General features: G+C 62.7%; 20 protein-coding genes. 9 read left to right on the plus strand and 11 right to left on the minus strand.

Annotated features, from left to right (window positions below):
• Window position 1 precedes the first annotated feature (1 nt).
• The 5 genes from ACRECS_RS03795 to ahcY all read right to left on the minus strand — a co-directional run bounded on the left by ACRECS_RS03795 (window position 2) and on the right by ahcY (window position 12,568).
• Entirely contained in the window at window positions 2-2,338 is a 2,337-nt protein-coding gene (locus ACRECS_RS03795; RefSeq protein ID WP_431581619.1) for a PAS-domain containing protein, read from the minus strand.
• A gap of 204 nt (window positions 2,339-2,542) precedes the next feature.
• Window positions 2,543-4,297, minus strand: a complete 1,755-nt coding sequence (locus tag ACRECS_RS03800; RefSeq protein ID WP_431581620.1) for a sulfotransferase — start codon at window positions 4,295-4,297, stop codon at window positions 2,543-2,545.
• A gap of 198 nt (window positions 4,298-4,495) precedes the next feature.
• Window positions 4,496-7,633 (minus strand): TonB-dependent receptor domain-containing protein, encoded by a 3,138-nt coding sequence (locus ACRECS_RS03805; protein ID WP_431581621.1) that lies wholly within the window; start codon window positions 7,631-7,633, stop codon window positions 4,496-4,498.
• A 332-nt stretch (window positions 7,634-7,965) separates the two neighbouring features.
• Entirely contained in the window at window positions 7,966-10,959 is a 2,994-nt protein-coding gene (locus tag ACRECS_RS03810) for a TonB-dependent receptor plug domain-containing protein (protein ID WP_431581622.1), read from the minus strand.
• A 187-nt stretch (window positions 10,960-11,146) separates the two neighbouring features.
• Entirely contained in the window at window positions 11,147-12,568 is a 1,422-nt protein-coding gene (gene ahcY, locus ACRECS_RS03815; RefSeq protein ID WP_431581623.1) for an adenosylhomocysteinase, read from the minus strand.
• A gap of 196 nt (window positions 12,569-12,764) precedes the next feature.
• Between ahcY and ACRECS_RS03820 the strand changes: the two genes are divergently transcribed.
• A complete protein-coding gene (locus ACRECS_RS03820) occupies window positions 12,765-14,429 on the plus strand; it encodes a DEAD/DEAH box helicase (protein ID WP_431581624.1) in 1,665 nt (554 codons plus the stop codon).
• 32 nt (window positions 14,430-14,461) lie between these two features.
• Here the strand turns inward: ACRECS_RS03820 and ACRECS_RS03825 are convergent, their stop codons facing one another.
• From ACRECS_RS03825 to ACRECS_RS03835, 3 genes are all read right to left on the minus strand, one after another.
• Complete coding sequence (locus tag ACRECS_RS03825; protein ID WP_431581625.1) at window positions 14,462-15,040, minus strand: hypothetical protein; 579 nt, start codon at window positions 15,038-15,040, stop codon at window positions 14,462-14,464.
• 2 nt (window positions 15,041-15,042) lie between these two features.
• A complete protein-coding gene (locus ACRECS_RS03830) occupies window positions 15,043-15,588 on the minus strand; it encodes a hypothetical protein (protein WP_431581626.1) in 546 nt (181 codons plus the stop codon).
• 90 nt (window positions 15,589-15,678) lie between these two features.
• Window positions 15,679-16,239 (minus strand): YqgE/AlgH family protein, encoded by a 561-nt coding sequence (locus tag ACRECS_RS03835; protein WP_431581646.1) that lies wholly within the window; start codon window positions 16,237-16,239, stop codon window positions 15,679-15,681.
• A gap of 148 nt (window positions 16,240-16,387) precedes the next feature.
• Here ACRECS_RS03835 and ACRECS_RS03840 point away from each other — a divergent pair, with 148 nt between their 5' ends.
• From ACRECS_RS03840 to ACRECS_RS03860, 5 genes are all read left to right on the plus strand, one after another.
• Window positions 16,388-16,867, plus strand: a complete 480-nt coding sequence (locus ACRECS_RS03840) for a peroxiredoxin (protein ID WP_431581627.1) — start codon at window positions 16,388-16,390, stop codon at window positions 16,865-16,867.
• A 252-nt stretch (window positions 16,868-17,119) separates the two neighbouring features.
• On the plus strand, window positions 17,120-17,383 hold the full coding sequence (locus ACRECS_RS03845; RefSeq protein ID WP_431581628.1) for a hypothetical protein: 264 nt from the start codon (window positions 17,120-17,122) through the stop codon (window positions 17,381-17,383).
• 107 nt (window positions 17,384-17,490) lie between these two features.
• Entirely contained in the window at window positions 17,491-18,921 is a 1,431-nt protein-coding gene (locus tag ACRECS_RS03850; protein ID WP_431581629.1) for an AMP nucleosidase, read from the plus strand.
• Window positions 18,922-18,991: 70 nt separating this feature from the next.
• Entirely contained in the window at window positions 18,992-19,453 is a 462-nt protein-coding gene (locus tag ACRECS_RS03855) for a hypothetical protein (protein ID WP_431581630.1), read from the plus strand.
• Window positions 19,454-19,515: 62 nt separating this feature from the next.
• Window positions 19,516-20,001 (plus strand): N-acetyltransferase family protein, encoded by a 486-nt coding sequence (locus ACRECS_RS03860; RefSeq protein ID WP_431581631.1) that lies wholly within the window; start codon window positions 19,516-19,518, stop codon window positions 19,999-20,001.
• Between the two features lie 39 nt (window positions 20,002-20,040).
• Here ACRECS_RS03860 and ACRECS_RS03865 read toward each other — a convergent pair whose 3' ends face one another.
• The 3 genes from ACRECS_RS03865 to ACRECS_RS03875 all read right to left on the minus strand — a co-directional run bounded on the left by ACRECS_RS03865 (window position 20,041) and on the right by ACRECS_RS03875 (window position 23,200).
• Window positions 20,041-21,888: a M2 family metallopeptidase gene (locus tag ACRECS_RS03865; RefSeq protein ID WP_431581632.1), complete on the minus strand. Its 1,848-nt coding sequence runs from the start codon at window positions 21,886-21,888 to the stop codon at window positions 20,041-20,043.
• Window positions 21,889-21,954: 66 nt separating this feature from the next.
• Window positions 21,955-22,716 carry an alpha/beta fold hydrolase gene (locus ACRECS_RS03870; RefSeq protein ID WP_431581633.1) on the minus strand — a complete coding sequence of 254 codons (762 nt, stop codon included), beginning with the start codon at window positions 22,714-22,716 and terminating at the stop codon, window positions 21,955-21,957.
• Window positions 22,697-23,200 (minus strand): GFA family protein, encoded by a 504-nt coding sequence (locus tag ACRECS_RS03875; protein WP_431581634.1) that lies wholly within the window; start codon window positions 23,198-23,200, stop codon window positions 22,697-22,699. The genes ACRECS_RS03870 and ACRECS_RS03875 overlap by 20 nt, the downstream gene beginning before the upstream one ends.
• A 154-nt stretch (window positions 23,201-23,354) precedes the next feature.
• Here ACRECS_RS03875 and ACRECS_RS03880 point away from each other — a divergent pair, with 154 nt between their 5' ends.
• The 3 genes from ACRECS_RS03880 to ACRECS_RS03890 all read left to right on the plus strand — a co-directional run bounded on the left by ACRECS_RS03880 (window position 23,355) and on the right by ACRECS_RS03890 (window position 26,403).
• Window positions 23,355-24,341: an AraC family transcriptional regulator gene (locus tag ACRECS_RS03880; protein WP_431581635.1), complete on the plus strand. Its 987-nt coding sequence runs from the start codon at window positions 23,355-23,357 to the stop codon at window positions 24,339-24,341.
• Window positions 24,342-24,398: 57 nt separating this feature from the next.
• Window positions 24,399-25,640, plus strand: coding sequence for an MFS transporter (locus tag ACRECS_RS03885; protein WP_431581636.1), 1,242 nt, complete (start codon window positions 24,399-24,401; stop codon window positions 25,638-25,640).
• 265 nt (window positions 25,641-25,905) lie between these two features.
• Window positions 25,906-26,403, plus strand: a complete 498-nt coding sequence (locus ACRECS_RS03890; protein ID WP_431581637.1) for a hypothetical protein — start codon at window positions 25,906-25,908, stop codon at window positions 26,401-26,403.
• The last annotated feature ends 238 nt before the right edge of the window (window positions 26,404-26,641 follow it).

Below are 26,641 nucleotides of genomic sequence, written 5' to 3' on the forward strand. Positions count from 1 at the left end.
GTCAGCGCCGCGGCAATTCGACCGTGACGAAGGTCCCCTGCCCCGGTTCGGACACCAGGACGATCGTCCCGTCATGTGCCTCGACGAACTGCTTGGCGAGCGGCAGACCCAGCCCGAGCGCCCGCTCGCCGCCACGCGTCACGCCCGGCTGGGCAAAGCGATCGAACGCGCGCTTGACCGCGTCCTTGCTCATCCCGGCGCCGTCATCGGACACGACGATCCGCGCCGCCGCCGCGGTGCCGTCGGCGTGGAGCAGGATGCGCCCGCCCTCGGGCGTGCCATGAACCGCATGCCGCAGGAGATGCTCGATCACCTGGCGCAGGCGCTTCGCATCGCCCTTGGTGCTGCCGATCGAGGGCAGGACTTCGATCGCGAAATCGAGCTTCTTGCGCCGCGCGATCGGCGCGACCAAATCCGCCGCCGCACGTGCCGCCTGTTCGAGATCGACCTCGAGCATCTCCAGCGCGGGGGTCTTGCCGTCATTCTGGGTCAGGTCGAGCACTTCGTCGACCAGCAGACCGAGCCGCTCGACCGATTCCAGGATGGCATCGACATAGCCATCGGCCGACTTGGTGAGCTTCCCGGCATAGCCCTCGCTCAGCATCTCCGCGAAACCGCTGATCGAGGTCAGTGGCGTGCGCAGTTCGTAGCTCATATTGGCGACGAAGGCGGTCTTCACCCGGTCCGCCGCCTCGAGCGCTTCGTTGCGGTCGCGCAGCGCGCGCTCGATCTGGCGGCTGTCGGAAATGTCGAGCATGGTGAACAGGCCGTTGCCATCGGGCAAAGGCACTGCGGCGAATTCGAAATGCCGCCCGTCGGCGAAACCGACCCGGCCGCCGCGCTGCTGCCGCTCGACCGTTGCCGCACGCACCAGGTCGGCGATCAGTTGCGCGCGCGCCGGGTTGGCGAGCTTCGCTGCCGCCGCTTCGGCCAGCACATCGACGCGCGGATGAGTCGATAGGAACTCCTCATCGAATCCCCACAACGCGCGGAACTTGTTGTTCCAGATCTGCAGCCGCCCATCGGCGGCGAACACGCCGAGCGCCTCGTAGAGATTGTCGAACGTCGCCGTTCGCACTCGCAGCAAGGTGTCACGCGCGCTGGCGAGCTGAACCTGTTCGGTGCGATCCTCGAAGATCAGCAACAGGCCGCCATCGGGCAAGGGCTGCGCGACGACGCGCAGATGCACCCCGCCGGGCAGGTGCCAATTCTCTTCGATCGCCCCGCTGGTCGCGACGAACCAGTCGCGCCGCTCCGCCTTCCAGCCCGGAAAGTCGCGCACTTCGGGCAAGCGATTGGCTTCACGCATGCGTTCCAGCACGCGGTCGAATTCGGGCCGGTCGGACAGCCATTCGCTGCGCATCGCGAACAGGCGCCGGAACGGCTGGTTGCAGAAGATCAGCGTCCGGTCGGAAGCGAACTGCACCACCCCGGCCGACAGCCGGTCGAGCATCGCGCGTTGCGCATCGCCGAAGCGCTTGATCCCCGACCGCGCCTGTTCGAGTTCCTCGATGTCGACGGCGAAGCCCGCCACCCCGCCGGTCGGCAGCGGGACGTCATAGACGCGCAGCATCCGTCGTGCGCCGCGAATGGTCGCGGGCATCGCCTGCATCTGCGGCATGCCGGTATCGCGCGCCAGCACAGCACTGGCCAGCGGTCCGCCGACCCCTGACCCTTCGACCAGTTCGACGCCGCGGCGCACGACATCCTCGGCATCGGTACCCTCGACCGCCTCGACATAAGCGGAATTGACCATCGCCAGCCGCAGGTCGGCGCCGCGATACCACATCGGCAGCGGCGCCGCCTCGATCAGGCCGGTCAATGCGTCGAACGCTGCGCGCGCGCCCGCGCCCTCCTCGGTCAGGCGCTCGATCTCGACCTGGCTTTCGGTGGCATCGAACACCCACAGCACGACCCCGCCCGGCGCCTGCAGGTCGCGAGGCGCGCGCACGCCCTGGATCATCAATGTCCGCGACGACCCTTGCGCCCGCACTGTCCGCTTGAAAGTTCGCCCCGCCTTCTGCGCCGCTGCGACATCGCTGGCGAGCGCGGCCGCATCGTCCGCCGTGAGGCCGACCCGCCCGCCTGCCAGATCGGCAAGATAGCGCGGCGGCGAGGACAGGCCGAGCCAATCGGCAAGCCGGTCCGGCAGTTCGAGGCGCCCATCGGCGCGAACGATCATCGCCAGGGCCGGCGCGGCTGCGAGCAGCGCTTCGAGACGAGCATTGGCGAGGTTGGTCGCCACGGCTGCCCGCCTGGCTTTGAGGCCGACATACAGCACCCATGTCGCACCGGCGACAAGCAAGGCAAGTGCAGCACCAGTCAAGACGGCTGTCATAGCCGGTAGTCCGTTCACTGCGACGCCTCTTCACTCATCCGCGACACATAGGCCAACCTGATGCCGTGCGGGAAGGCGTAACCACAACATGACGAGATTAAGTGTGGGAGGTAAGTGCGGGAGAAAGAACCGCACACCACCAGGGAACGCTTTGCGATCGCGATAGCCCGACGTTCGATCCAAGCCTCAGACGATGGACGGGAATCAATCCCGCCATTTCTCCGGCACATCGGGATAGCGGTCGAGCACCGGCCCGAGTGCATCCTTCAACGGGCCCAGCCAGGGCTCATAGTTGCGCCATCGTTCCATGCCGTCCCGGTTGATCGGCCGCCGCACCTGCTCGGAACTGGGCGTGTGCACGGCACGCTTGTTTTCGTGAAAGCGCAGACATGCCTCATCGAAAGGAAGCTCGAGATAATCGAGGAGGCGCCGCACCTCTCCTTCCAGATCTTCGACGAGATTTTCGTAGAATATGCGATGCACCAAACCCGGCGCCCCCCCGTCGAAATGAGCCATTTGACGCACATAATCCGCGTAGAATCTTCCAGTACTCTCAAGGTCATAAGAGAAATTGATACCGCGACTATAATGCTGAGCGAAATTCGCAAAACCACATCCAAGCGGATGCCGGCGGATATCGATGATCTTAGCGTTAGGCAGAATAGCGTGGATGAAGCCGGAAAAAACCCAATTGCTCGGCATTTTGTCGGTGAAATGGGGACGGTCAGTGTGGCGGTGGCGGCGTGTCGCCTCGATATAGTGCCTGCCCAGTTCGTACAGCTTCACATGGGACAGGTTCTGGAGCTTATCCATATAGGATCCGGCGGGTTCACCGGGCGCAAGGTCAAGCGCTATCCGCTCGATGTCGTACAGTTCTTCTGTCCCTTCGACGGCCGGATGACTGGCCAGGATCTGCTCGACCAGCGTCGAACCCGAACGCGGCAGGCTGACGATGAAGATCGGGTCGCGCGCAGGATAGCCTGCGTTCGCCCTTGCCGAGAAGAACGCTGGGGTGAACGTCCGCTCGGCTTTCTGAACGTTTCTGTGAATGATCTCGGGGTCATGCGGCTTCTGCGTCCATCGTAGCGCGTTTCCCTGCGCGTAATGAGCAAAGGCGGCGGCATGATCGCCAGCGTCATCCAGCGCTTTACCCAGCGCGAAATGAAGGTGGAGGCGATCCTCGTCATTTATGTCATCGCGTTTCAGCCCGCTCTTCATCTTTTCGATGTCGTCAGCGCTGAAAACGAAGGTTTTGAGGTTGGCCATCGACCACCAGGCGATACCGCGACCAGATTCCAGTCCCACGGCCTTGCGATATGCAGCGATCGCTTCACCTATCTCGCCTGTGGTTTTCAGCAGATGAGCGTATCCGGTCCAGGTCAGAACATCGTCAGACTGGACTCGTAACAGGCGCTCCAGCACCGGCTTCGCTTCGGCAAGCCTGCGATATTGAACAAGAACCGTTGCTTTCAATGACAGCGCGGCAAGGTGTTGGCGATCGCGCGACAGAATCTCCTCCAGTGACGCCAATCCTTCGTCATACCGCCCGCTTTCGTTGAGCAGCTTGGTCAGCATCATCCGCGCCTCAAGATAGGCCGGCGCCAACAGGATAGCGCGCCGAAAGAGATTCTCGGCCTCCTTGGCAGCGCCGCAGCGTTGCGCGATGCTGCCCAGGATCAGTGCCCCACCCGGATCTTCAGGATTTTCCCGCAGATAAGGACGGATCAGTTGCTCGGCTTCTTCAAGGCGATCTTCCGCATATGCCTTTTCGGCGGCCGCGACCGCGGGAACGCGCAAACCCAATTCGATTGCCTTCAATTCGACGCGCTCGGCCTCGCTGACGTTGCCAAGGCGGCGCAAGGTGAGCGCCAGGACGCGATGTGCCGACGGCAAGTCGGGATAGTCACGAACCGCCGCACGTGCTCTGCCGCACGCCTTGGCGGCATCCAGTGCCGCCATCGCAACGATGTCCTGCAGGAGTGCCCTTGGATCCGGGGAAGCACGAGACCGCACTGCTGCCAAAACATATCTCCAGATATGGGTTTTCGAGGCCCGCCATATACGCTGCGTGGTGGGATTGCTTGCCGGAAAACAAAACCGGGCGGGGCTTGCGCCCCGCCCGGTCATGTCAGTCCATTTCGCGAATCCGCTCGCGCCTTAGAACGTCCGCGTGACGTTCAGGAAGAAGGAGCGGCCGAGCAGGTCGTAGTTGCTCGAGTTGAAGTAGTTTCCGATCCGGGTGTACTGGCCATCCGTCGTCGGGAACGAGCTGAGCCGCGGCGGCAATGCATTGGTCAGGTTGTTGATGCCCATCGTGACCTGGCCAACCTTCTGGATCTTGAACTGAATCGAGACGCCATGGTTGAAATAGTGCTCGGCCCTGAGATCGGCGGTGATGGCCTGATTGGGAAAGAACGGTACTGACATCGTGACCGGATCCACCAAGGAAGAGGCATCCTGCGGTCCGACATATTGCAGGCCATAGCGGAAGGTAACAACGTCACCCGGCAGCGTGTACCGCAGATCCGCATTGGCTGTCCATTTCGGACCAGCCCCGAAGCCTTGAACACCAAGCGTACCATTATAGTCGGTGCGCTCATCCGTGGCGAAAAGCTGATAATATTGATGGATGTTACGCGTCGCCTGTGCCGTAAGCAGGAACTTTCCACCGAACAGGCCGGTGGCATATCGAAGGTCGAAATCGATGCCTGACGCCCGTTGTTCGGACACGTTCAGGTACGGATTGAGGAACGACGACAGCGTGCCCTTTTGAGAATCAGTCGCCGGACGGCGCGCGCCAATTAGCGAGCAATATGTATTGTTCGGCCCGAAGTCTTCCGCTTCGTAGCAGCGGCGCAAGATCAGAGTACCAAGGGTGGTAACCTCGTCCTTAACGCTGACATTGAAGTAATCCACCGCAAACGACAGATCCGCAACGTTGCGAGGTGCCGTGAGAACGGCGCCAAAGCCGTACGATGTCGAATGCTCGGCCTTGAGAAGACCGGCACCGCCGCGGGTCGTAACCTGCGGTCCCGCCGTGGCGATGTAGCCGGTCGCACCCGCACCAAGGATCGGTGTCAGTGCGGCCAGGCAGTTCTTGTATACGGTGGACGTGGCCGGCAGGGTACCGAAGCCAGTGCACGGATCTGCGTCACCGCCGAAGAACCCGGTCTGGTCCGCAACGAACTGCTCGTACAGATTCGGCGCGCGGAACGAGGTGCCGTAATTGCCGCGGAAACGGATGAATTCAGCCGGCGCCCACTGGCCGTTCACATGATAGGTAAAATCCGAACCATAGGATTTATAGTGAGTATAACGGCCCGACAGGCTGAGCTCGAGATTGTGGAAGAACGGCTTGTCCTTCAACAGCGGTACGCCAATTTCCCCATAGAGTTCGTCGACGGTATCGCTGCCCTTGGTGATGCCAGCAGACGTGTAGTTGTACAGTTGTTTGGTCTGCGAGGCGATCGACGGCACATCCTTGATAAAGTCATGTCGATGTTCATACCCAACCGCGACACGAACCGGGCCGGCGGGCAGGTTGAACACTGTGCCATCGAGGTTCAGCGAGATCGTCGACTGGTTGAATGCCGTATGGCCGACGTCATCCTGGTATAGATAGTTGTAGACATTGTCCGGAATATTGCCGCCGAGCATGATCGACGGATCGAACATGTTAAGCGGCACGCACGAAGCGCCCGCAATCAGCGCGCCGCCGCTGACGTTCGAGGCGCAGGTATATCTGTTTCCGGCGCCGGCCTGACCCGCCACAGCGGTCGTGACCAGATTGTCGGGCGTTCCAGCCGGTGCCAGCACGGTCTGCAACACGTTGCTCAGGCGATCCCGCGTCGTCTGGGTGATGCTGGTCCGCGACCGCGTGCGCGAATACTGGAAATTCGCGTCATATCGCCAATCGCCAATGCCGGTATTGCCGCGCAAACCGCCATTCGCCCGGAAGAAATCCACCCGTTGTGAGCTGACCGACTGCCTGTTCGGCACGATGAACGGCGTAAAGACCTGATAACCGGCATTCGCGACCGCGTTCGGATAGAATGGGCTCATTGGCAAGCCATAAGCCGACACCGGATTGCCGTTATAACTGCCGCCGTAAATCTCGATGTTCGGAGACAGCACGCCCGGCGTCGTATCGATGCTCAGCTGACGCGTGAAATCCTGATGCGATTCGCGGCGCGTGAACAGGGCTTCGCCGTAAATCTCCGCATCGCCCAAAATGCCGAGCTCATAGGCTCCGTTCACATAGCCGGTATAGGTCCTCACCGGCGAAACCACATGATCCCGCAACTGCTGCTGGCTGGGCGATACCCGGTTGATACCATTGACGGCGCTGATGCTGTTGATGTCGCCGTTGGTATAAGTGAGCCGGCTGGCCGGCAAGGTGAAACTCTGGGCGATGCCGTATCCGCTGGCGGTACCGGTGCCGCCGCCGGTCGTGTACGGGAAACACTGCAGCTGCCCGGTTGCGGGATCGACCTGACCTACTTCCTGACCGGCACTGTTGAAAAACAGATCGCGCGGGCAGCTGAATTCCTTGCGATCGCCGACGCGCATGCCGGTGACCTCCCGATATTCGAACGACGCGGTAATATGGCCACGCTCGAAGACATGCCCGGCGGTTGCCGACAGACGATAGTTCCGGCCGCCGCCGCCATGCTCCACCGGCTGGTCGGTAAACGCGTCAAGAGTGAGGCCTTTGACCTTCGTATCGGTGATGACGTTGACCACGCCCGCGATCGCGTCCGACCCGTAAACCGAAGAGGCGCCCTCGCGCAGCACTTCGACACGTTGCACCACCGAGGTCGGCAGGACGTTCAGATCGGCGGCGACGAGCTGCGGCCCGACACCGGCCGGCGCCAGACGACGACCGTTAAGCAGGACCAGGGTACGCGACGAGCTCAACCCGCGCAGACCGACAGTGCTGGCGGCAGGGCCACCCTCCGACACGAAGCCAAGGAACGACCCGTTGATCTGCGAGGTCCCGGACGTCACCGAGGAACTCTGCAGAATGTCGGCCGTAGACCGCGACCCGGCAAGGACCCGGTCAGCGCGGGTGATCACTTGCACCACCGAAGGCGTGGTAAAATTGTCGCGACGAATACGTGAACCGGTAACGACAATGTCGTCCGGCTTCGACTCGGTTTGAGCAGCCTGAGGTAATGTTGCAGTCTCAGCCTGATCGGCCGCTGCCGGCGCGTCTTGCGCGAATGCCGGCATGGTGACCATTGAACCGACGAGCAACGTCGATGCCAACAGCCTGCGGCGAAATGCATTGTTCATGATTGACCCCTGTCGAATGCGGACGAAGCCCCCTGTTGGCTCCGATCGATTTGCAATTCTGGATCAACTTCGAAGAGTTAGCCAAGGCCAATCATGCAAGTGAAGTTTTCTTGACGCTCTTATTTGCCTGCATGTTGCTCATCTGCAACATATCATTTCCTTCGCGCCCTCATAATATGACGCCAGATGTACAAGTATGTGACGCAGTGCGGCGGTTGCGCGCCTGCAAATCCTGGGAAGCCATAACAGCCATCCGATGCGGCGCCTTCAGAGCCGCTCATGATTAAAAAAGGGGGCGACAAATGCCGCCCCCTTCCTGCCGATGCCCATATTCAGAATTTGGGCAGCTTCACCTTCGCGCCCGCGTAAATGTAACGGCCGACCGAGCTGACCGGATAGGTGTTCGCCCCGACGTCCGGCTCCTGGTTGAAGACGTTGTTCACGCCCATGAAAAACTGGAACCGCTTGTCGACATCGAACGCGGCATAGATGTCATGCTGCCAGCGCGCCTTGTAGTAGACATATTCGGGCGCGACATAGTCCGGGTCGCCCGCCATGATCAGCTTTGAATAGCGCAGTGTCTTGTCGAACCATGACAGGCCATAATTCAGCGTGACAGGTCCGCTGTTCCAGGTGACGTCCAGATTCGCCTGATATTTCGGCGCAAAGGCGTCAGAGGTGCCACGTTCATCCGTCGGATCGGCACCCGGCGTACCAACGAAGTTCAACTTGTTGAGATAGCCCCCGACAGCCCGGATGTTGAACGTGCCGAGATGCGCCGTACGCACCAGATAGTTGATATTGAGGTCGAGCCCGGCTGTCTGGAACGAGGCGACATTCTGCGGCATGACGGTGAAGCCGAGAATGTTGCCGGCCGCAGCGTTTCCGGCAGCACCCTGTTGGCGCGTGATGGAGCTGCAGAAGATGTTCTGCAACGACGGCTGATCGACGCAAAGCTCAGCCAGCTGTTGCGGTTTCACGGTGTTAATCGCATTTTCCAGCCGGATATCATACCAATCCGCCGACAAGGTCAGTCCGGGGATGAAACGCGGCGCCAATACGATGCCCGCAGTCCAGGTCTTGGCTTTTTCCTCCGTGAGCGACGGGTTCCCACCCTGAACGCCGGAAATGTTGGTACTCCGATTATCGTCATAGTGCGCCGGATCGGCGCCAAGGCCCGTCAGCAGTGTCTGGCAATTCGTTGCACGGTATGAGGTGCCCTGATCGAGATTGGACGCCCGGCAGGGATCATTGAAAAACTCAAAGGTTTGCGAATTGCCGCTAAACAGCTCGCCGATATTAGGCGCACGGATTGCGACCGAATAGGTTCCGCGGAAGGTGATATCGCGGATCGGCGAATACATGCCATCGACCTTCCAGGTGGTCGTCCGCCCGATCGTCGAATAATCGGACACCCGAATCGCCGCGCCCAGCTCCAGATCATGGAAGAAGGGGCGGTCCTTGATCAGCGGTGCATTGAGCTCGCCGAAGAATTCGGTGACGTGGAATGTCCCTTTGGTCGGGCTCAACACGTTGGTGAACGTCAGCCCTTGCTGTTCGATCGGATCGGGATTGAAGCTGCTGTCTTCCTTGCGATACTCGGCACCGAACGCAAAGCCGATCGGCCCGCCGGGAAGTGAGAAGAACTGACGGAAGTCGCCCGAGATCGAACCCGACAGAACCTGCTGCTTGATCGTCGAATAATCCGTGGTCGTCGCATGAATGAAGTCGACCCCGGTGGGGTTGCTGTTGCCCACCCCGAACAAATTGATCGGTGTGCACTGGCCAGGCTGGAAGGTCATCCGGGGCTGAACGTTGCGGCCGCTCTCATACGGCTGATTGGGCACCCAGTTGGGGTCGAGATTGGCGCGGCATGTAATGGTGCCGGTCACGGGATCGCGTACCGCGTCTATCGCCGCAAAGAAGCGATCGTTGTAGATGTCGTTGACATACTGGCTCCGCACCTTGGTTTCACCATAGGTGAACGAAACGTCGTAGTGGAAGCTATCCGAGATATCACCCTTCGCGCCGATCACGCCGCTATAAGTCTGCCGGCGGATATCCTCGCCACGCTGTCCAAGGTCGAAATTGTCGCGGTTGACGAGCACGCCACCGATCGACGGATCGATCGCGGCGCGGATATTGGCCGGAACATAAGGATTGTCCGCCTCGACGAATATACCGTAATCGAAGGTCGGCTGACCGAGCGAGAAGGATCGGACATTGGCATATTTGCCTTCCGCGTAGAGCGTGATTTTGTCCGATATGTCGAAATGGGCAATGCCGTTGAAAATATTGCGCCGGACCTGAGGCAGCAAGTCATTGCCGTAGTCGGAAACCAGCGTGCTGTCGCCGCCTTGCACAAAGCCCTGGGTGAGATCCAGGCCATTGTCGAAGATGCCACCCGAGCTGGTGAATTCGGGGAAATAATCGCCGTTGATATCGATCGCGCCGCCGGGCGCCGAAGTGCCGTAACGGACGTTTCGCAGCGGTATTCTGTCGGGAAGATTGGGGTTATCGTGTCCATCCGCATCGGGCAGATCGTCCGGATTCGGCACGAATACCTGCCTGCTGAGGCCGCTTAGCCGTTTGCGGTCGTGCTGCGTGAGCCGGTCTTCGGCGCCATATTCATAGGAAAGCGCGATATTGCCTCGGCCATCGGCAAAATTCTTGCCGATCGTCAGGCTCAGCAGGCGTTGACCCGAATCGCCTTTTTCCGAAATGCCGGCCTGGCCCCGCGCCGAGACGCCTTCGAAATTCTGCTTCAGTTTGAAATTCACGACGCCCGTCACGCCGTCCGCGCCATAAATGGCCGAGGCGCCCCCCGTGAGCACGTCGATACTCTCGATAAGGTCACTTGGAATGGTGTTGATATCGATCGACTGCTCCCCGGGCACACTCGCGACCTGCCGCTTGCCGTTGATCAGCACCAGCGTCCGCTCTGTTCCCAGATTGCGCAGATTCAGCAAGTTCAGCCCGGTCGCGCCGATTCCGGCAAGATCGCCCGAATTCTGATGCGAGGTCGACGATCCGATCAGGGCCGGATATCCGGTCAGAAAGTCGGTCAGGTTGGTCGTACCGGCTTGCTGAATTTGCGCTGCGGTCACGGATACGATCGGACTCGGGCTGTCGAAATCGGGACGACGGATGCGCGATCCGGTTACGATGATATCGGTGGTTTCGGCCGGAGTCTCGGCAACCGGCTCTGCCTGGGTCGCGCCAGGATCGGTGACAGTCTGGGCGAAAGCGGGGCCGGCAATGACAAGTGCAACGGCCGCGAACGAGGTGCTGGCCGAAAGGCGCCAGACCGAAGTGTGAGAAGGCATGAGTAACCCCTTGACTTTATGGCCCCCCACACCCTCAAAAATCTCTTTTTACGTACCGAAAGCAAGCCCTTTGTTGCTGAATTGTAAACGCCGTTGCAAACGCGCAACAGCAAAACGCCTTGCCCACACGATAGTGTAGACAAGGCGTTTCAACTTCAGTGGTGCGCCGATATCCGGCGCAGATTACTCAATAGCGGTAATGATCCGGCTTGAACGGACCTTCGACCGGCACGCCGATATAACCGGCCTGCTTCGGGGTCAGCTTCGACAGATGCACGCCGAGCTTTTCGAGATGCAGCGCCGCGACCTTCTCGTCGAGATGCTTGGGCAGGACGTAAACGTCGTTCTTGTAGTTCTCGCCCTTGGTCCACAGCTCGATCTGCGCCAGCGTCTGGTTGGTGAAGCTGGCCGACATCACGAACGACGGATGACCGGTCGCGCAGCCCAGATTCACCAGGCGGCCCTTGGCGAGGATGATGATCTGCTTGCCGTCGGGGAACTTCACCAGGTCGGTGCCCGGCTTCACTTCGGTCCACTCATAGTTGCTGAGCGCAGCGATCTGGATCTCGGAGTCGAAGTGACCGATGTTGCAGACGATCGCCATCGGCTTCATCGCCTTCATGTGATCGGCGGTGATCACGTCGGCATTGCCGGTCGCGGTGCAGAAGATGTCGGCACGGCTGACGGCCTCTTCCATCGTCACGACTTCAAAGCCCTCCATCGCCGCCTGCAGCGCGCAGATCGGATCGACTTCGGTAACCATCACGCGCGCACCGCCATTGCGGAGCGACTGGGCCGAGCCCTTGCCGACATCGCCGAAACCGGCAACGCAGGCAACCTTGCCGGCGAGCATCACGTCGGTGGCGCGACGGATCGCGTCGACCAGCGATTCCTTGCAGCCATAGAGATTGTCGAACTTCGACTTGGTCACGCTGTCGTTCACATTGATCGCCGGGAACGGCAGCTCGCCCTTCTTGGCGATCTCGTACAGCCGGTGAACGCCAGTGGTGGTCTCTTCCGAAACGCCCTTCAGGTTCTTGACCGTCGCGGTCAGGTAGCCCGGATACTTCGCAATGAACGCCTTCAGTGCGCGCTGGAATTCGACTTCCTCGTCATTCTCCGGCTCGCCCAGCGTCGCGCCGGCTTCGAGCTTGGCGCCCCACAGCGCGAACATCGTCGCGTCGCCGCCATCGTCGAGGATGATGTTCGCGGTGGTACCGTCAGTGTCGGCACCCCAGTTGAAGATGTCGCCGACATAGTCCCAATATTCGGCTAGGCTCTCGCCCTTCACGGCGAACACCGGCACGCCGGTCGCGGCGATCGCGGCAGCGGCATGGTCCTGAGTCGAGAAGATGTTGCAGGTCGCCCAGCGCACATCGGCGCCGAGCGCGGTCAGCGTCTCGATTAGCACCGCGGTCTGGATCGTCATGTGCAGCGAACCGGTGATGCGCGCGCCCTTCAGCGGCTGCGACGCGCCGAATTCCCGACGCAACGACATCAGGCCGGGCATTTCGGTCTCGGCGATGTTGATCTCGGCGCGGCCGAAATCGGCGAGGCTGATGTCCTTGACGACATAGTCGTTGGTTTCGATGGCAGGTGCGGTGGCCACGAGAAAGTCTCCGGTAAAAACGATTGGATGCGGCGCACATAGAGCGTGATGGCGGCCAAATCAAATATAAAGATGTCTTTATATGCCTTCTCCGGCCTCGCTTCGGCGCGTACCGGATGCCGCCCCTCCCCGGCGTGATTGCGATGCTTCCCAAACTCGGGCACGTCGCCGTCCCGACCGGAGCAAGGGTGCAAGCATGATATCGGACATGGCGTTCCAGGGACGCTGGCGCGACTATCAGGACCAGGTCCTGGCCGATCTCGATACGCATCTTGCCGATGATAGACTGCATGTCGTCGCCGCGCCGGGGTCGGGCAAGACCGTGCTCGGGCTCGAGGTCATGCGCCGCATCGGCCGGCCCGCCCTGATCCTCGCGCCGACCATCGCGGTGCGCAACCAATGGGTCGACCGGCTGTGCGGGATGTTCCTGCCCGCGCCGCATACTCAGCCCGACTGGGTGTCGACCTCGCTTGCCGCGCCGGCCCCAGTCACAGTGCTCACCTATCAGGCGCTTTACGCTGCTATGGGCGAAACCGGGGACCGGATCGAACCCGATATCATCGACCCGGAAATCATCGCAGACGATACGGTCGAAGAGCAGGCGGATGCCACGCCGGTGCGGATCGAGACGCTGCTCGCCCATTTCCGGGCACTCGGTCCAACGACGATCATCCTCGATGAGGCGCATCACCTGCGGCGCGAATGGTGGCGTGCGCTCAACACCCTCCACGCCGCACTGCCCGAGGCGCGGCTCGTGTCGCTGACGGCGACCCCGCCCTATGACGTCGAGTACACCGAATGGGTCCGGTACGAGACGCTGTGCGGGCCGATCGATGCCGAAATCCCGGTGCCCGAACTGGTCCGCAACGGCGATCTGTGCCCGCATCAGGACTATGTCCATGTGTCACAGCCGACCGGGTCGGAAGACGCCTTGCTCGCGGCACGGCGCGACGGCCTTTATGCATTCGTGACGGCGCTGCAGGCCGATACGGCATTCCGCGCGCTCATCCTCACTCATCCCTATCTGACGAACACCGCCGCGCATGAGGAGGAGATTCTGGCGGCGCCCGAATTCTTCTCCTCGATGCTGATCTTCGCGTTTTCGACGGACACGCCGCCGCCGCGCGATGCGCTTCACCTGCTTGGCATCGGTCGCGCCGATATGCCGCCCATGTCGCTCGGCTGGCTGGAGATCTTGCTGACCGGCCTCTTGTTCGCCACGGCCGATCAGATCGAGGACAAGGTCCGGCTGACCGCAATCAAGGCCGATCTCCGGCAACTCGGCGCGATCGAGGCGCGCCGTGTCCGCCTGGTCGACCAGAGCGAACTCCATTCGACCGTCGCCGGCAGCATCGCCAAGCTGGGCAAGGCGCTTTACCTGCTCACGCGCAACGGCACGCTTGAGGGCAGCATGACGCAGGTCGGGCAAGTTGTGGTCGACTCGCTTGCGCATGCCGGCCTGCTCAGCAGCGATCCCGACGCCATTCGGGTCGAGGCACGCAAAAGCGCACTGGGCAAGTCGCTCGTCCATATCGAGGGTGCGACGCGCATCGAGGAACGCCTCATTCTCGACTCGATCGAGGAAGTCCTCGGGCCGGTACGCAACCCGCGGTATCTGCTCATGCGCAGTTCACCGCTCGGCCGCTGGCTCAGGATCGATTATCACGCCGTGCCGACGGCCATCGGCCAGCACAAGGACCATGCCGAATTCTTCGCCCGACGCTGGGCCCGGCATGTCGGGGCAGGAAAACTCGTCTATCTGCGCAATGCTAAGGGGCGACGCATCCTGCTCAGGGCGCGAGCACGCTCGATGGCGGCGGGCTTCCAGCGCGCCGTCGACCGCCTGAGCGTGTGGCAGTAGAGCTCAGGCCACGCTCTCGAGCGCCTTTCACCCTATTCCCGGACGCCAGGCTTCGCGCCGCCGAAAGTCGATGCCGCGGCGTCGAGCACCTCCCTCATGCGCGGGTCGCCGCCACTTTCGCTGTAAAAAATGGCCACGACCGGGCCGGCCTGCGCCGCGGCCATCGGCGACCGGATCTCGCTGTTCTGAAGAAAGGCGTTTCGCCTCGCCACAACCTTGGTACTGCGCGCCGTCGCGGTCGCCGCATCGGCGAAGCGAACGACAAACAAACCGGCGTGGCGCTCGATGCCATCCTGACCGGAGAAGCGCAGATCATGGCCCTCGGTCGCGGTGGCACCCCGAGTCAGCACCGGATCAACATGGGCCTTGATCAGGGTCGCGACCTCGTTGCCGGCACGATCGTCCTGCTTCAGCCCGGTGCCGGGAAAATGCTGCTCGATCGCACCGCGCAGGGCGTCCACCGCCGAGGGCGCTGGCGATGCGGCATGTTCGGCCAGCGTCTCGGTTAGAGCGTTGGCGTTGGCATCCGCTGCGGCGGCAGCGTTGACCACAGGCGATGCGGAACACGCCGCGAGCGAGCCAGCGATCGCGAAGACGATCATCCGCGCCATAATCACGCCTTGACCAGCGGCGGGCGGCTTGCCCGTTCGTAATGAATGCTCAATTTGCCCGAACGGGCAATGGCATGAAGCTGATCGTCGCGGGTACGCCCGGTCACGCCTGCCAGCTCGATCAGCAGATCGTTGAACGCGACAAAGCCCTGCCGGCCCATGACTTCGACACAGCCGATCGACGCAAACAGTTCCGTGGCATTATCGGGACCGTCGTGAATCAGAAAATTGGCGTAGACTTGCCAGCCGCCATTCTCCAGCGATCGCGCGCTATGCACTCGATAAGTCGGAATCCACTGCTTGATCGTGTGCGTTTGCGCATCGGCAAGGCCGACCACTTGCGCGCTTCGGCCATCCTTGCTCTGCACACCGAACCGCAGCACTTCGAAGATCACGGCTTTCGGACGGCCGGCGGTATCCGTGCCGCTCACCGTCATGCGATAAGTAGGAATTCTGAAATTCCCGAGCAGGTCGCCCTTCGGATAAGCCCAGGTCAGCGATGACCCGACCACAGTTCCACCGACAACAATACGGATAGGCCGCGCCATTGGGTTCTCCCGGTTGGTAGCGTGGGAAGGCTAACCGATAAGCAGCGGGAAAGACAAGCTTTCGGGCAGGACGATCCGCCGGGCCGCCGGTCAGGCGGTACCCGCCCCGCTGGCCAGCAGCCGCGCATCGACCCCCGCCACCGCGAACCCGCGCGCCCAGCGCGCATCGGCCGGCGTATCGTAGAGCAGATCGAGATCGCCCCGCACGTTGAACCAGCCATGGCGCGTCATCTCTTCATCGAGCTGCCCCTCGCTCCATCCGGCATAGCCGAGCGCGACCACCCAGTGGCGCGGCCCCTTGCCCGCGGCGATCGCGCGCAGCACGTCGATCGTGCCGCTCAGCGCCCAGCGTCCGGCGACATCGATCGTATCCTGGCCGCCCCAGTCGTTCGAATGGATCACGAAGCCACGCCGCGGCTCGACCGGGCCACCGATATGGACCGGCGCGTCGGGCGCCTCGCCCGGATCGATCTTGAACTGGTCGAGCACGGTGTGCAGCCCGAGTCCGCCGATCGTCGCGCCCAGGCCAATACCGATCGCCCCCTCCCCGTCATGCGCGCAGATCGCAATCACGGCATGCTCGAATCGCGGATCGCCGATTCCCGGCATGGCGAGGAGAAATTGTCCGGTCAGATACGCTGCACTTTCCATCGCTTCGCCATAGCCCGGCCGTGGTCGCCCCGCCAACGCCTGAAATCCCAACGCTTGAAATCCCGACGAAGCTGCACGAGTTAGGCACGGCCGCGGAATCGCGGCCATCACGTGCCGCACACCAGCGGCCACCAGGAGGATTTCAGCAATGACCATCAGCGTCGGCGATCGCGTACCCAACCTCACCCTCACCAAAGCGACCGCCAGCGGACCGGATCAGGTCAGCTCGGACGAGTATTTCAAGGGCCGTAAGGTGGCCGTGGTCGCCGTGCCCGGCGCCTTCACCCCGACCTGCTCGGCGCGCCATTTGGCCGGCTTTGTCGATAAGGCCGGCGAGATCAAGGCGAAGGGTGTGGACGAGATCGCCTTCACCTCGGTGAACGACGCGTTCGTGATGGGCGCCTGGGGCAAGGCCAGCGACGCGGGCGATATCACCATGCTCGCCGACGGCAATGCCGATTTCGCCAAGGCGCTCGGCCTGACCTTTGATGGCTCGAAGTTCGGCATGGGCGAGCGCAGCCAGCGTTACTCGATGATCGTCAATGACGGCGTGATCGAACAGCTCAATGTCGAAGCACCCGGCGAATTCAATGTCAGCTCGGCGGAATATCTGCTCGGCAAGCTCTGAGCGCCCGTTTGAAAAAATGCGCTGAGGCGCATTTTTCGGCGGTACCGGCCCGCTCCCCCTCCCGGCCACCCGTTCAGGATACGCTGTGGGTGGCCTGGGGAGCGGGCCGGTACCGCCTTTGAAATTCGCTCTACCGCGAATTACAAAACGATTCCGCTTCAACCGCCCTGCGCTTGCGTTCAACCGCCTTCTGGTGGGGAACGTGTGGCGTGGGGCGGGGGTTCTTTCCTTGAACAATCAAGGGAGCTTGTGATGAGCACAACCACTCAGACCGACGCGATCGTCGATTCCGCCAAGAGCGCCGCTGGCGACAAGTCCTTCTTCGAACAGGCACGCGAAGCCGTTGGATCGGCCGTCGATACAACACTCGAAGCCGTTGGATCGGCGGTCGAGTCGACGATCGTGGCGGCCAAGGAGAACCCGGTCGCCGCTGCTGCAATCGCCACCGGCGCCGCCGCCGCGGTCGCGGGTGCAGCCTTCGGAATCAGCAAGCTGCTGGACGACGGCAAGGACTGATCTTCCGGCCTCCTCTCCTTCCACACGAGGGAGAGGGAGTACCGCAGCCGTCGCATTGACTTGCCCCATGACTTGCCAGCGTAACGAAGCTGCCTTAGCGACAGCAGATGACACGCGCATCCATGATCGTGGCCGAGCTCGATCGGCTCTATACCGCTTCCGTCAAGCGGCTCCAGGGCGCCCTCACCGCCTATATCACTGACGGCACCACGCCCGATCCGAAAAGCCGGACCGACGGGTCGTTCGCCTATCCCGAAATTCACCTGCGATATCTCGGCCTGGACGATCGTCCCGCCCCGATCCGCTCGTTCGGTCGGCTGGTGACGCCGGGCGAATACCGCATCAGCGTGACCAAGCCCGCAATCTTCGCCGATTATCTGATCGAGCAGCTGACCTTGCTGATTGAGGATTATGACGTCGAGGTCGAAGCGGTCGCGGGACGGCAAGAAATCCCCTTCCCCTATGTGCTCGACGCCGGCAACGCGGTCAGCCTCGACGAGGTTTCGGCCTCCGACCTGGCACGCCATTTCCCGGCGACCGAGCTTGCCTATATCGGCGACGAGATTGCCGACGGCCTGTACGATGCGGCGATCCGCCCGCTGGCGCTGTTCGACGGGCTGCGTACCGATTTCTCGCTCGCCCGGCTGCGCCATTACACCGGCACGCCGACCGAGCATGTCCAGCGCTACATCCTGTTCACCAATTATCACCGCTATGTCGACGAATTCGTCCGCTGGGCCGCCTCGCAGCTCGGTGAGGGCAGCCGCTATACCGGCCTGTCGGGCGCCGGCGGCGTGATGATCCATGCCGGCGACGATGCCGACAAGATCGTCAGCGACAGCGCGTGGCGGCGCCACCAGATGCCGGCCTATCATCTGATGGCGGAGGACGGTACCGGCATCACTTTGGTCAATATCGGCGTCGGCCCGTCCAATGCGAAGACGATCTGCGACCATCTCGCGGTGATGCGGCCCGAGGCATGGCTGATGATCGGCCATTGCGGCGGCCTGCGCCCGAGCCAGCGGATCGGCGACTATGTCCTGGCGCATGCCTATCTGCGCGACGATCATGTGCTTGACGACGTGCTGCCGCCGGAAATTCCCGTCCCCGCGATCGCCGAAGTGCAGGTCGCGATGGCGCGCGCGGCGGAAACCATTTCGGGCCAGTCGGGCGAGGAGCTGAAGCGTCGCCTGCGCACCGGCACCATCGTCACCACTGACGACCGCAACTGGGAGCTGCGCTATTCCAAATCGGCGCTGCGCTTCTCGCTGTCGCGCGCGGTCGGCATCGACATGGAATCGGCGACGATCGCCGCGCAGGGCTATCGCTTCCGCGTCCCCTACGGCACCTTGCTGTGCGTTTCGGACAAGCCGCTGCACGGCGAGCTGAAACTGCCTGGCCAGGCCAATCGCTTCTACGAGCGCGCGATCAGCGAGCATATGCGCATCGGCATCGAGACGTGCGAGGAATTGCGCCGCGAGGGCGCCAAGCTGCACAGCCGCAAGCTCCGCGCGTTCAACGAACCGCCATTCCGTTAACCTCCTGCCCGGTACGGGAAACCAACCGGCACTTACGCGTTACGCAAGCTCAACGACTCAGGAGTCTCCCATGGCCACGCCTCCCAAAAAGCCTGCTCCCCGCCGCAAGGCTGCGACCGCTCGCAAGCCCGCCGCAGCGCGCAAGCCCAATGTGACGGCGGCACCCATCGCTCCAGCCGAACCCAAGGCGAGCACGCCGAAGCCGGCGGCCGCCAAGACCAGCGCGGCCAAACCCAGTGCGGCAAAGCCCGGCGCGGCAAAACCCCGTGCCGCCGCCAAGCCGAAACCGTCGACCGGCCCGCGCGTCGTCGTGCAGGAAGCGGCGGCAAGTGCGCGCGACGCGGTGACGGCAACGCTCGGCAAGGCGCAGCAGGCCATTGCCGATGCATCGCCGGCCCGCAAATGGACCGCCGCCGCCATCGTTGGCGGGATCGGCGCGGCGGTGACCGGGACGCTGCTCGCGCTTCGCGGCAGGACGCCCGACGGCGCCAAGGGCAAGCCGAAGCCGAAGCCCGGCAAGAAAGCGGACTAGGGCCCCCGGCCCAAACCCAACCAAGCCTGCGATCCTGCCCCGTAAGCGGAACCGACACGACCATGCCGATCGGCAAGGACCCCGCGATCCGCCGCTACGACCCCGCCGACTGGGAGGCGATTTCCCGCGTCCATGATACGGCGCGGCTGATCGAACTGGATCTGACGGTCGGCGTCGGCGCGTTCCGCTCGCTGGCCGACACCGCCGGTCCGGAAGGATTGTTCGACGGGGACGTCTGGATCGCCGAGCATGATGCCGCGGTGCGCGGTTTTATCGCCTTCACCGCATCCGAAATCAACTGGCTGTATGTCGATCCGGGCCATGCCCGCCTTGGCATCGGCCGCACGCTCCTGCGCCACGCCCTGTTGACTCAAATTGAGTCGGCACAGGCGGACACAATCGAGGTGTCGGTGCTCGACGGCAACACCCCGGCCATGGCGCTATATCTCTCGGAAGGATTCCGGCTCCTCGAAACCCGCGACGGTCATCTCGACGGCGCCCCGGACACCCCGGCGCGGGGGCATATTCTGGCGTTGCACCGGGAATAAACCGCCACCCCCGCGCCGCAAAGCGAGAGCGACCGGCAATCACCAGCCGGTCGGCTTGCCCTTGTTCTGCTCGTCGAGCCACGCCTTGAGCGGCGCGAAATATTCGACCATCGCCGCGCCCGACATGTCCTTGCTGCCGGTGAACGCCTCGAGCGCCTCCGGCCACGGCCTGGACTGGCCCATCTTCAGCATCGCGTCGAGCTTCGCGCCGACCTCCTTGTTGCCGTAGAAGGAACAGCGATGCAGCGGCCCCTTCCAGCCGGCCTGGTCGCACGCTGCCTTGTAGAACTGGAACTGCAGCAGCCGCGCAAGGAAGTAGCGGGTATAGGGCACGCTCGCCGGCACATGATATTTCGCGCCCGGATCGAACCGGGTCTCGTCGCGATCCACCGGCGGGACAATGCCCTGATATTGCAGGCGCAGCGCATTCCATGAGGCTTCGTAACCGATCGGCTTGATATTCCCGGAGAAGACGCCCCAGCGCCATTTGTCGATCAGCAGCCCGAACGGCAGGAACGCGACCTTGTCCATCGCCTGTTTCAGCAACAGGCCAGTGTCCTTGTCCGCGCTCGGCACCTTGGCCTTGTCGAGCAGCCCGATCTGCACGAGATAATCGGGCGTGATCGACAGCGCGACGAAATCGCCGATCGCTTCATGGAAACCGTCATTCGCGCCGTTCAGATAGAGGAACGGCTGCGCCTGATAGGCGCGCTGATAGTAATTATGGCCCAGCTCGTGGTGGATGGTGACGAAATCATCGCCATTGACCTTGGTGCACATCTTGATGCGCACATCATTCCTGTTGTCGAGATCCCAGGCCGAGGCGTGGCAGATGACCTCGCGGTCGGCCGGCTTGGTGATCTGCGAACGGGCCCAGAATGTCTCGGGCAGCGCTGCGAAACCAAGCGAGGAGTAGAAGCCTTCGCCCGCCTTGACCATCTTGACCGGGTCATAGCCCTTGGCCTTCAACAGCTCGCCGGTATCATAGCCGAGATCGCCGGCCCCCTTGGGCGCGACCAGATCATAGATATTGCCCCATTCCTGTGCCCACATATTGCCGAGCAGGTCGGCGCGGATCGGGCCGGTCTTGGACTGGACCGCATCGCCATATTTCTCGTTGAGCTTCCAGCGGACATAAGTGTGGAGCGACTGGTAAAGCGGCTCGACCTCTTTCCATAATGTGTCGGTGAGCCTGGCGAACTCCTCAGGGCTCATGTCATAGCCCGAGCGCCACAGCGACCCGACATCCTTATAGCCGAGCTCGACCGCGCCCTTGTTGCCGATCTCGACCATGCGCGCATAATCCTCGCGCATCGGCGCGCCGACATTGTCGTGCCAGCTGACCCACATTTCCTTGAGCTTGGCCGGATCGCGCTCAGTGCCCATCGCGGCTTCAATATCGCTGCCGTTGATCGGCTTGCCGCCCAGCGTGCCCTTGCCCTTGCCATAGGAGGAGGACATGCGCGTCACGATCGTCGACAGCTCGGTCGCGGCCCCCGGCGTGGTCGGCGCCGGCAGGGTCAGCCCGCCGCGCAGCAGGTCGAGCTTGCGCCGCGTGTCGGGCGACAGGCCGGCGACCTTGTCATATTTCGCCGCTTCGAGCGCGAACTTGACCGACAATTCGGTGCCGGTCGCGTTGACCCGCGCCGCCATCGCATCGGTGTCCTCGGTGATATAGGTCGCGTTGACCCAATTGACCTGGCTCGACTCGATCGAGAAATCGAACAGCCTCTTCTCCGCCGCCGCGACAAAGGCGTCGGCATCGGCCGCCGTCGGCGCGGCAACGCCCTGGGCCGCAACCGGCTTGTCCTGCTTCTCTTTGGCAAGAGTCGGCGTGGTGGCGAGCGCGCAGGCGAGCGCCGCGATCGAAAGTCCGGTGCGGATCATTGGTAACCCCTGATACTGGTTGCTGGCGGCAACCTGTCCGCCGCCGCACGTCTGGTCAAGCGCGGATCAGGCGGCGAGAAACTCGGCGATCGCCAGCCCCAGCTCGGGCTTCACCACCGCGCTCATATGGCCGCCCGGAACGGTACGATACACTGCGTCGGGCAAGGCCTGCGCCAGCGCTTCGGCCGACCCATTGTCATCGTCTTCCTCGCCCGACAGGATCAGCGCCGGCTGAACGATCGCGCCGATCGCCTCGACCGGCGTATCGACGAACGTGTCGAGGATGTTCAGCAAGGCGATCGGATCGCCCTTGCTGGTCTTCAGGAACGCCTCGGCCAGCCATTCGGGCGAGCCCTGCCGGAAACTGCCGAGATTGGTCAGGATGTTGCGGAAATGCCCCCCGCGCCCGGCGGTATCGGTCAGCCCCTGCAGGCCCATGCCGGACACGATGATGCGGCGCGGCGTGGCGCCCTGCGCCATCATCCGCATTACCGTGCGCGCGCCGAGCGAATAGCCGCCAAGATCATAATCGCTCAGCCCGAGATGCTCGATCAGCGCGAAGCCGTCCCGGGCCAGCACATCGGGCGGATAGGATGCGGCGTCATGCGGCTTGGCGCTCGATCCATGCGCGCGCAAATCGGGCATGACGACGCGGAAACCGCGTGCCGCGATCGCCGCGGCATGGCCGTAGCGGATCCAGTTGGTCTGCGCGTCGGAGAAGAAGCCGTGGAGCAGCACGACCACCCTGCCCTCACCCGTCTCGCGCCACGCGATCTTCGCGCCATCGAAGCTGTCGAAAAATTGCGGTTCAATCGGGGAGTTTGCCAAGGGTTTTCATCCAGCGATCGACAAGGCTGTCGTGTTGATCGGCGCGATAGTCCGGCAGGTCGCGGGTGTCGAGCCACGCCTCGTGCCGGCTCTCCACCCCGAAATGATGCGTCGGGCGAAACCGCCCGGGCGTGTCGAAGCTGGCGACGGTCAAATCCATCTGCTCGCTGTCGGGAAATTCGAAAGTCAGCGAGGTGCCGCACGCGGCACAAAAGCCCCGGCGCGCGATCGGCGAGGATTGATAGCGCTCCGGCTCGCGCGACCAGATCACCTCGGCCTTTTTCGCATTCATGAACGCGACCGAGACATTGCCGATCGCGCGCTGGCACATGCGGCAATGGCACAGATAGGCGTCATCGGTCGCAACCTGCACGGTGTAGCGGATCCGCCCGCACTGACAGCCGCCGGAGAGCCGCTCATTGACCGGCGCAACCGCCGGTTCGACCTTGTCCGGCACGACACCGGCGGCGGATTGATCGACCATGAAACTCTCCCTGACGACACCCGGCGCACCTGCCCGGCTCAATCGCTCACGCCGTTCACTATGCCGCTGATCTTCGATTGTAATCCATATGGAAGAGCCTCGGCGCGTGCATATCGCGGTTGCCATCCGGACACCCGGCACATAAATAACCAGGATGCTTGACCTTTCGTCCAGCCCTACGCCGCCGCCCGTCGTGATGGACGCGCTCAGCCAGGTGCTGCAGGACTTTCGGCTGAGCGGCGTCAATTACGGTCGCTGCGAACTCAAGCCGCCCTGGAGCATCGGCTTCCCGCATCAGGGCCTGCTGCGCTTTCACTTCATCAGCAAGGGGCCGTGCTTCATCCACACCGAAGCGCAGGGCTGGCAGCCCTTGCATGACGGCGACCTGGTGCTGCTGCCGCAAGGCATCGCCCACCGGCTGGCCAGTTCCCCCGATGTCGCGACCGACTCGCTCAAGGAATGCCAGGTGGTCCGGCTCGGCGGCAATGTCTGCGATGTCGTCCGCGAAGGAACCGGCGCGACCAGCACCTTGTTCTGCGGCTCGATGGCGCTGGACGCCTATGCGCTTCACCCGCTGATCAACCTGATGCCGCCGCTGATCAAGGGCTGCGACGTGGCCGCCAATGATCCGATTATCGGCCCCTTGCTGGAGGCGATGACCGCGGAAGCCTCGCAACCGCGCATGGGCAGCGCCACGATCCTGTCGCGCATGGCCGATTTGCTGACCGCGCGGCTGATCCGCTGCTGGGTCGACGGCACCGGCAGCTCGACCATGGGCTGGCTCGCCGCGATCCGCGACCCGCATCTCGGCCGCGCCCTGGCGGCGATGCACCGCGATCCCGGCCATGGCTGGACGGTTGACAGCCTGGCCACGCTCGCCGGCCAGTCGCGCTCGGTCTTCGCCGAGCGCTTCAGTGCGGTTCTCGGCGAAGGTGCGGCGCACTATCTCACCCGCCTGCGCATGCAGCTGGCGCGGGAATGGCTGAGCCAGGGCAGCCTGTCGGTCGCGACAGTCGCCGGCCGGCTGGGCTATCAGTCCGAGGCGTCGTTCGCCCGCGCGTTCAAGCGGATCACGCGCGTCTCGCCCGGCATTGTGCGGCGCACAAATTCCGGACGAACGGACATGGAATTCGGATTATAGGATACAGATCATCCGGATAGACCGGCCTATGAAGACCTCCACTTCAGGAGATTCTTCATGTCGGATTCGATGGCCCTGCAATTCGACGGGGCGGTACTGGACGGTGACGGCCCGGCCCCGGCCCCCGCCCCACCCCCCGCGCTGGCTGAGGCGGCGTGGGACGCGACGACCTGGTTCGCGATCCTGTCGATGGCGGCCGCCAGCTTCGCGCTGGTCTCGGCCGAATTCCTGCCCGCCGGCCTGTTGACGCCGATGGCGCGCGATCTCGGCGTCAGCCAGGGCGTCGCCGGCCAGGTCGTCACCGCCACCGCGTCGGTCGGCGCGGTGACCGCGTTGTTCAGCAATGTGCTGATCGGCCGGTTGAACCGCAAGACCGTGCTGGTCGGGCTCAGCGCGCTGGCGATCGGCTCCAACATCCTGGCCGCGCTGGCGACCGATTTCTGGTGGCTGCTGCTCGGCCGCGCCGGGCTGGGCATTGCCTTGAGCGGCTTCTGGGCGCTGTCGGTCGCGGTCGTCGCACGGGTGGCCGGGGTCAACTCGATCGGCCGGGGCATGGCGATGGTCACGCTCGGTGTCTCGCTTGCCACCATCGCCGCGCCGGCGATGGGCGCATTGATCAGCGACTGGCTCGGGTGGCGCACCGCCATGGCGCTGACCGCCGGGCTCGCCGCGCTTGCCATGCTGTTGCAGGCGCTGAGCCTGCCGAGCTTGCCGGCAACCACCAGCAACAGCCTCGCCGATGTCCTGCGCCTGACGCGGCGGCGCGGCATTCAGCTTGGCATGCTCGCCATTGTTCTGCTGATGACCGGGCATTTCGCCGGCTCGGTCTATGTCCGTCCATTCCTCGAACAGATCACGCTGCTGCCGACGGTGCCGATTGCCCTCGCGCTGCTCGGCTTCGGCATCGCCGCCGTGGTCGGCAATGTCGCCGGCGGCCGCATCGCCGACGCCAATATCCGCCTGGCTCTGGTCACCACCAGCACGCTGATGGGGCTGGCCGCGTTCGCCCTGGTGCTCGGCGGCGCGCATATGGCGGTCGCCTTCACTTTCGTGACGCTGTGGGGCTTCGCGTTCGGCATGGCGCCGGTGGTACTGCCGACCAATTTGTCGCGCGCCGCACCCGACGCGCTGGAGGCGTCGGGCAGCCTGATGGTGGTCTCGTTCCAGGTCGCCATCACGATCGGCGCCGTGGTCGGCGGCTATGCCGTCGACACCTATGGCGCGATCGCGCCGCTGACCCTCACCGCCCTGCTGGCCGGCGTCACGGTGGTGCTGGCGCTGCTCCAGCGCAAAGGCTGAACGCCCGATGCGAGAAGCTAGCGCCGGTTGCCGTGATTTCGCGGATTTAATGCGGTGATTATCCACCCAATATACACGCGCCCGGTTGGGAGATGACCAGACTGACCTGCGAGCACAAAGTGTAACATCACCGTAATTCTGGAAACATCCGGCAAGGTCGCGCGAGCAAGGTTCGACCATATTGGACCAAGCAATTAATGCGTGTAGCCGATTAACGAGTTACCGCTCATACCTCTGAGAATATAAAATGAAGGGGAGAGGTCTGATGAAAATATTGTTTAAAATGGCCGTAGCACCTTTCGCCGTTTTTGGAATTTATGCGGCGCCAGCTGCGGCCAATCCAATTGCCTCACCTGGTCTTAACGCTCCAGTCAATATAAACCCAGGATCAATTACCGTTGAGGTAATTTTCATGGGCCCTCAGACTTGCAGCCTGACAATGGCCGGAACGGTGACGTCCGTGGGAACGGTGCTGGTCCCGGGAGTCGTCAAATTTACGTCCGGCACCTTGTCGGGCGCCGGCTGCCTCACTCCCAATTTTTCGATCGTATACCCAATTGCCTGGAGAACAATAAGTACGACGCTGATTAGAATAGATACACTTAAACTTGCTACACCAGTAGGGGTATGCTTAAAGAATAACGTAGATTTGAGTTACGATAACACCCTCGGCATAGCAACCTTGGCAAAAACGACTATGGGAATCTGCACTGTTTCCGCGATATTTCATACGAGTTCAAGTCAGCTCGTCATCGCGCCATGAGGCAGGTGCTATAACAGATTTCGGCGGATTCGGGGACATAACACTTGTCTCGTGGCCGCGCCGTGCCGCGCCTGAGTTAATAAGTATCTGATATTTATATATATTATTGCAACAGCCCCCAGCCGCCAGGCCCCGAAGATCCGGCACAACCGGTGTAACATATCTCCCCTGCGCACTTTATCGTGCCCTCGATTCAAACCCCATGAAACCCGCGTTATCCCGGCAGCATGGAAACACG

Origin of the sequence: Sphingomonas sp., assembly GCF_050725575.1 — a bacterium.
GTDB lineage: Bacteria > Pseudomonadota > Alphaproteobacteria > Sphingomonadales > Sphingomonadaceae > Sphingomonas.

Coding starts and splice junctions, on each gene's coding strand:
- ACRECS_RS03845 (WP_431581628.1), top strand. CDS start 17,120: ATGAGCACAACCACTCAGACCGACGCGATCGTCGATTCCGCCAAGAGC.
- ACRECS_RS03875 (WP_431581634.1), bottom strand. CDS start 23,200: ATGGTCGATCAATCCGCCGCCGGTGTCGTGCCGGACAAGGTCGAACCG.
- ACRECS_RS03860 (WP_431581631.1), top strand. CDS start 19,516: ATGCCGATCGGCAAGGACCCCGCGATCCGCCGCTACGACCCCGCCGAC.
- ACRECS_RS03800 (WP_431581620.1), bottom strand. CDS start 4,297: ATGGCGGCACTGGATGCCGCCAAGGCGTGCGGCAGAGCACGTGCGGCG.
- ACRECS_RS03805 (WP_431581621.1), bottom strand. CDS start 7,633: ATGAACAATGCATTTCGCCGCAGGCTGTTGGCATCGACGTTGCTCGTC.
- ACRECS_RS03865 (WP_431581632.1), bottom strand. CDS start 21,888: ATGATCCGCACCGGACTTTCGATCGCGGCGCTCGCCTGCGCGCTCGCC.
- ACRECS_RS03810 (WP_431581622.1), bottom strand. CDS start 10,959: ATGCCTTCTCACACTTCGGTCTGGCGCCTTTCGGCCAGCACCTCGTTC.
- ACRECS_RS03850 (WP_431581629.1), top strand. CDS start 17,491: ATGACACGCGCATCCATGATCGTGGCCGAGCTCGATCGGCTCTATACC.
- ACRECS_RS03890 (WP_431581637.1), top strand. CDS start 25,906: ATGAAAATATTGTTTAAAATGGCCGTAGCACCTTTCGCCGTTTTTGGA.
- ACRECS_RS03840 (WP_431581627.1), top strand. CDS start 16,388: ATGACCATCAGCGTCGGCGATCGCGTACCCAACCTCACCCTCACCAAA.
- ACRECS_RS03830 (WP_431581626.1), bottom strand. CDS start 15,588: ATGGCGCGGCCTATCCGTATTGTTGTCGGTGGAACTGTGGTCGGGTCA.
- ACRECS_RS03795 (WP_431581619.1), bottom strand. CDS start 2,338: ATGACAGCCGTCTTGACTGGTGCTGCACTTGCCTTGCTTGTCGCCGGT.
- ACRECS_RS03855 (WP_431581630.1), top strand. CDS start 18,992: ATGGCCACGCCTCCCAAAAAGCCTGCTCCCCGCCGCAAGGCTGCGACC.
- ACRECS_RS03835 (WP_431581646.1), bottom strand. CDS start 16,239: ATGGAAAGTGCAGCGTATCTGACCGGACAATTTCTCCTCGCCATGCCG.
- ACRECS_RS03825 (WP_431581625.1), bottom strand. CDS start 15,040: ATGGCGCGGATGATCGTCTTCGCGATCGCTGGCTCGCTCGCGGCGTGT.
- ACRECS_RS03885 (WP_431581636.1), top strand. CDS start 24,399: ATGTCGGATTCGATGGCCCTGCAATTCGACGGGGCGGTACTGGACGGT.
- ACRECS_RS03820 (WP_431581624.1), top strand. CDS start 12,765: ATGATATCGGACATGGCGTTCCAGGGACGCTGGCGCGACTATCAGGAC.
- ACRECS_RS03880 (WP_431581635.1), top strand. CDS start 23,355: ATGCTTGACCTTTCGTCCAGCCCTACGCCGCCGCCCGTCGTGATGGAC.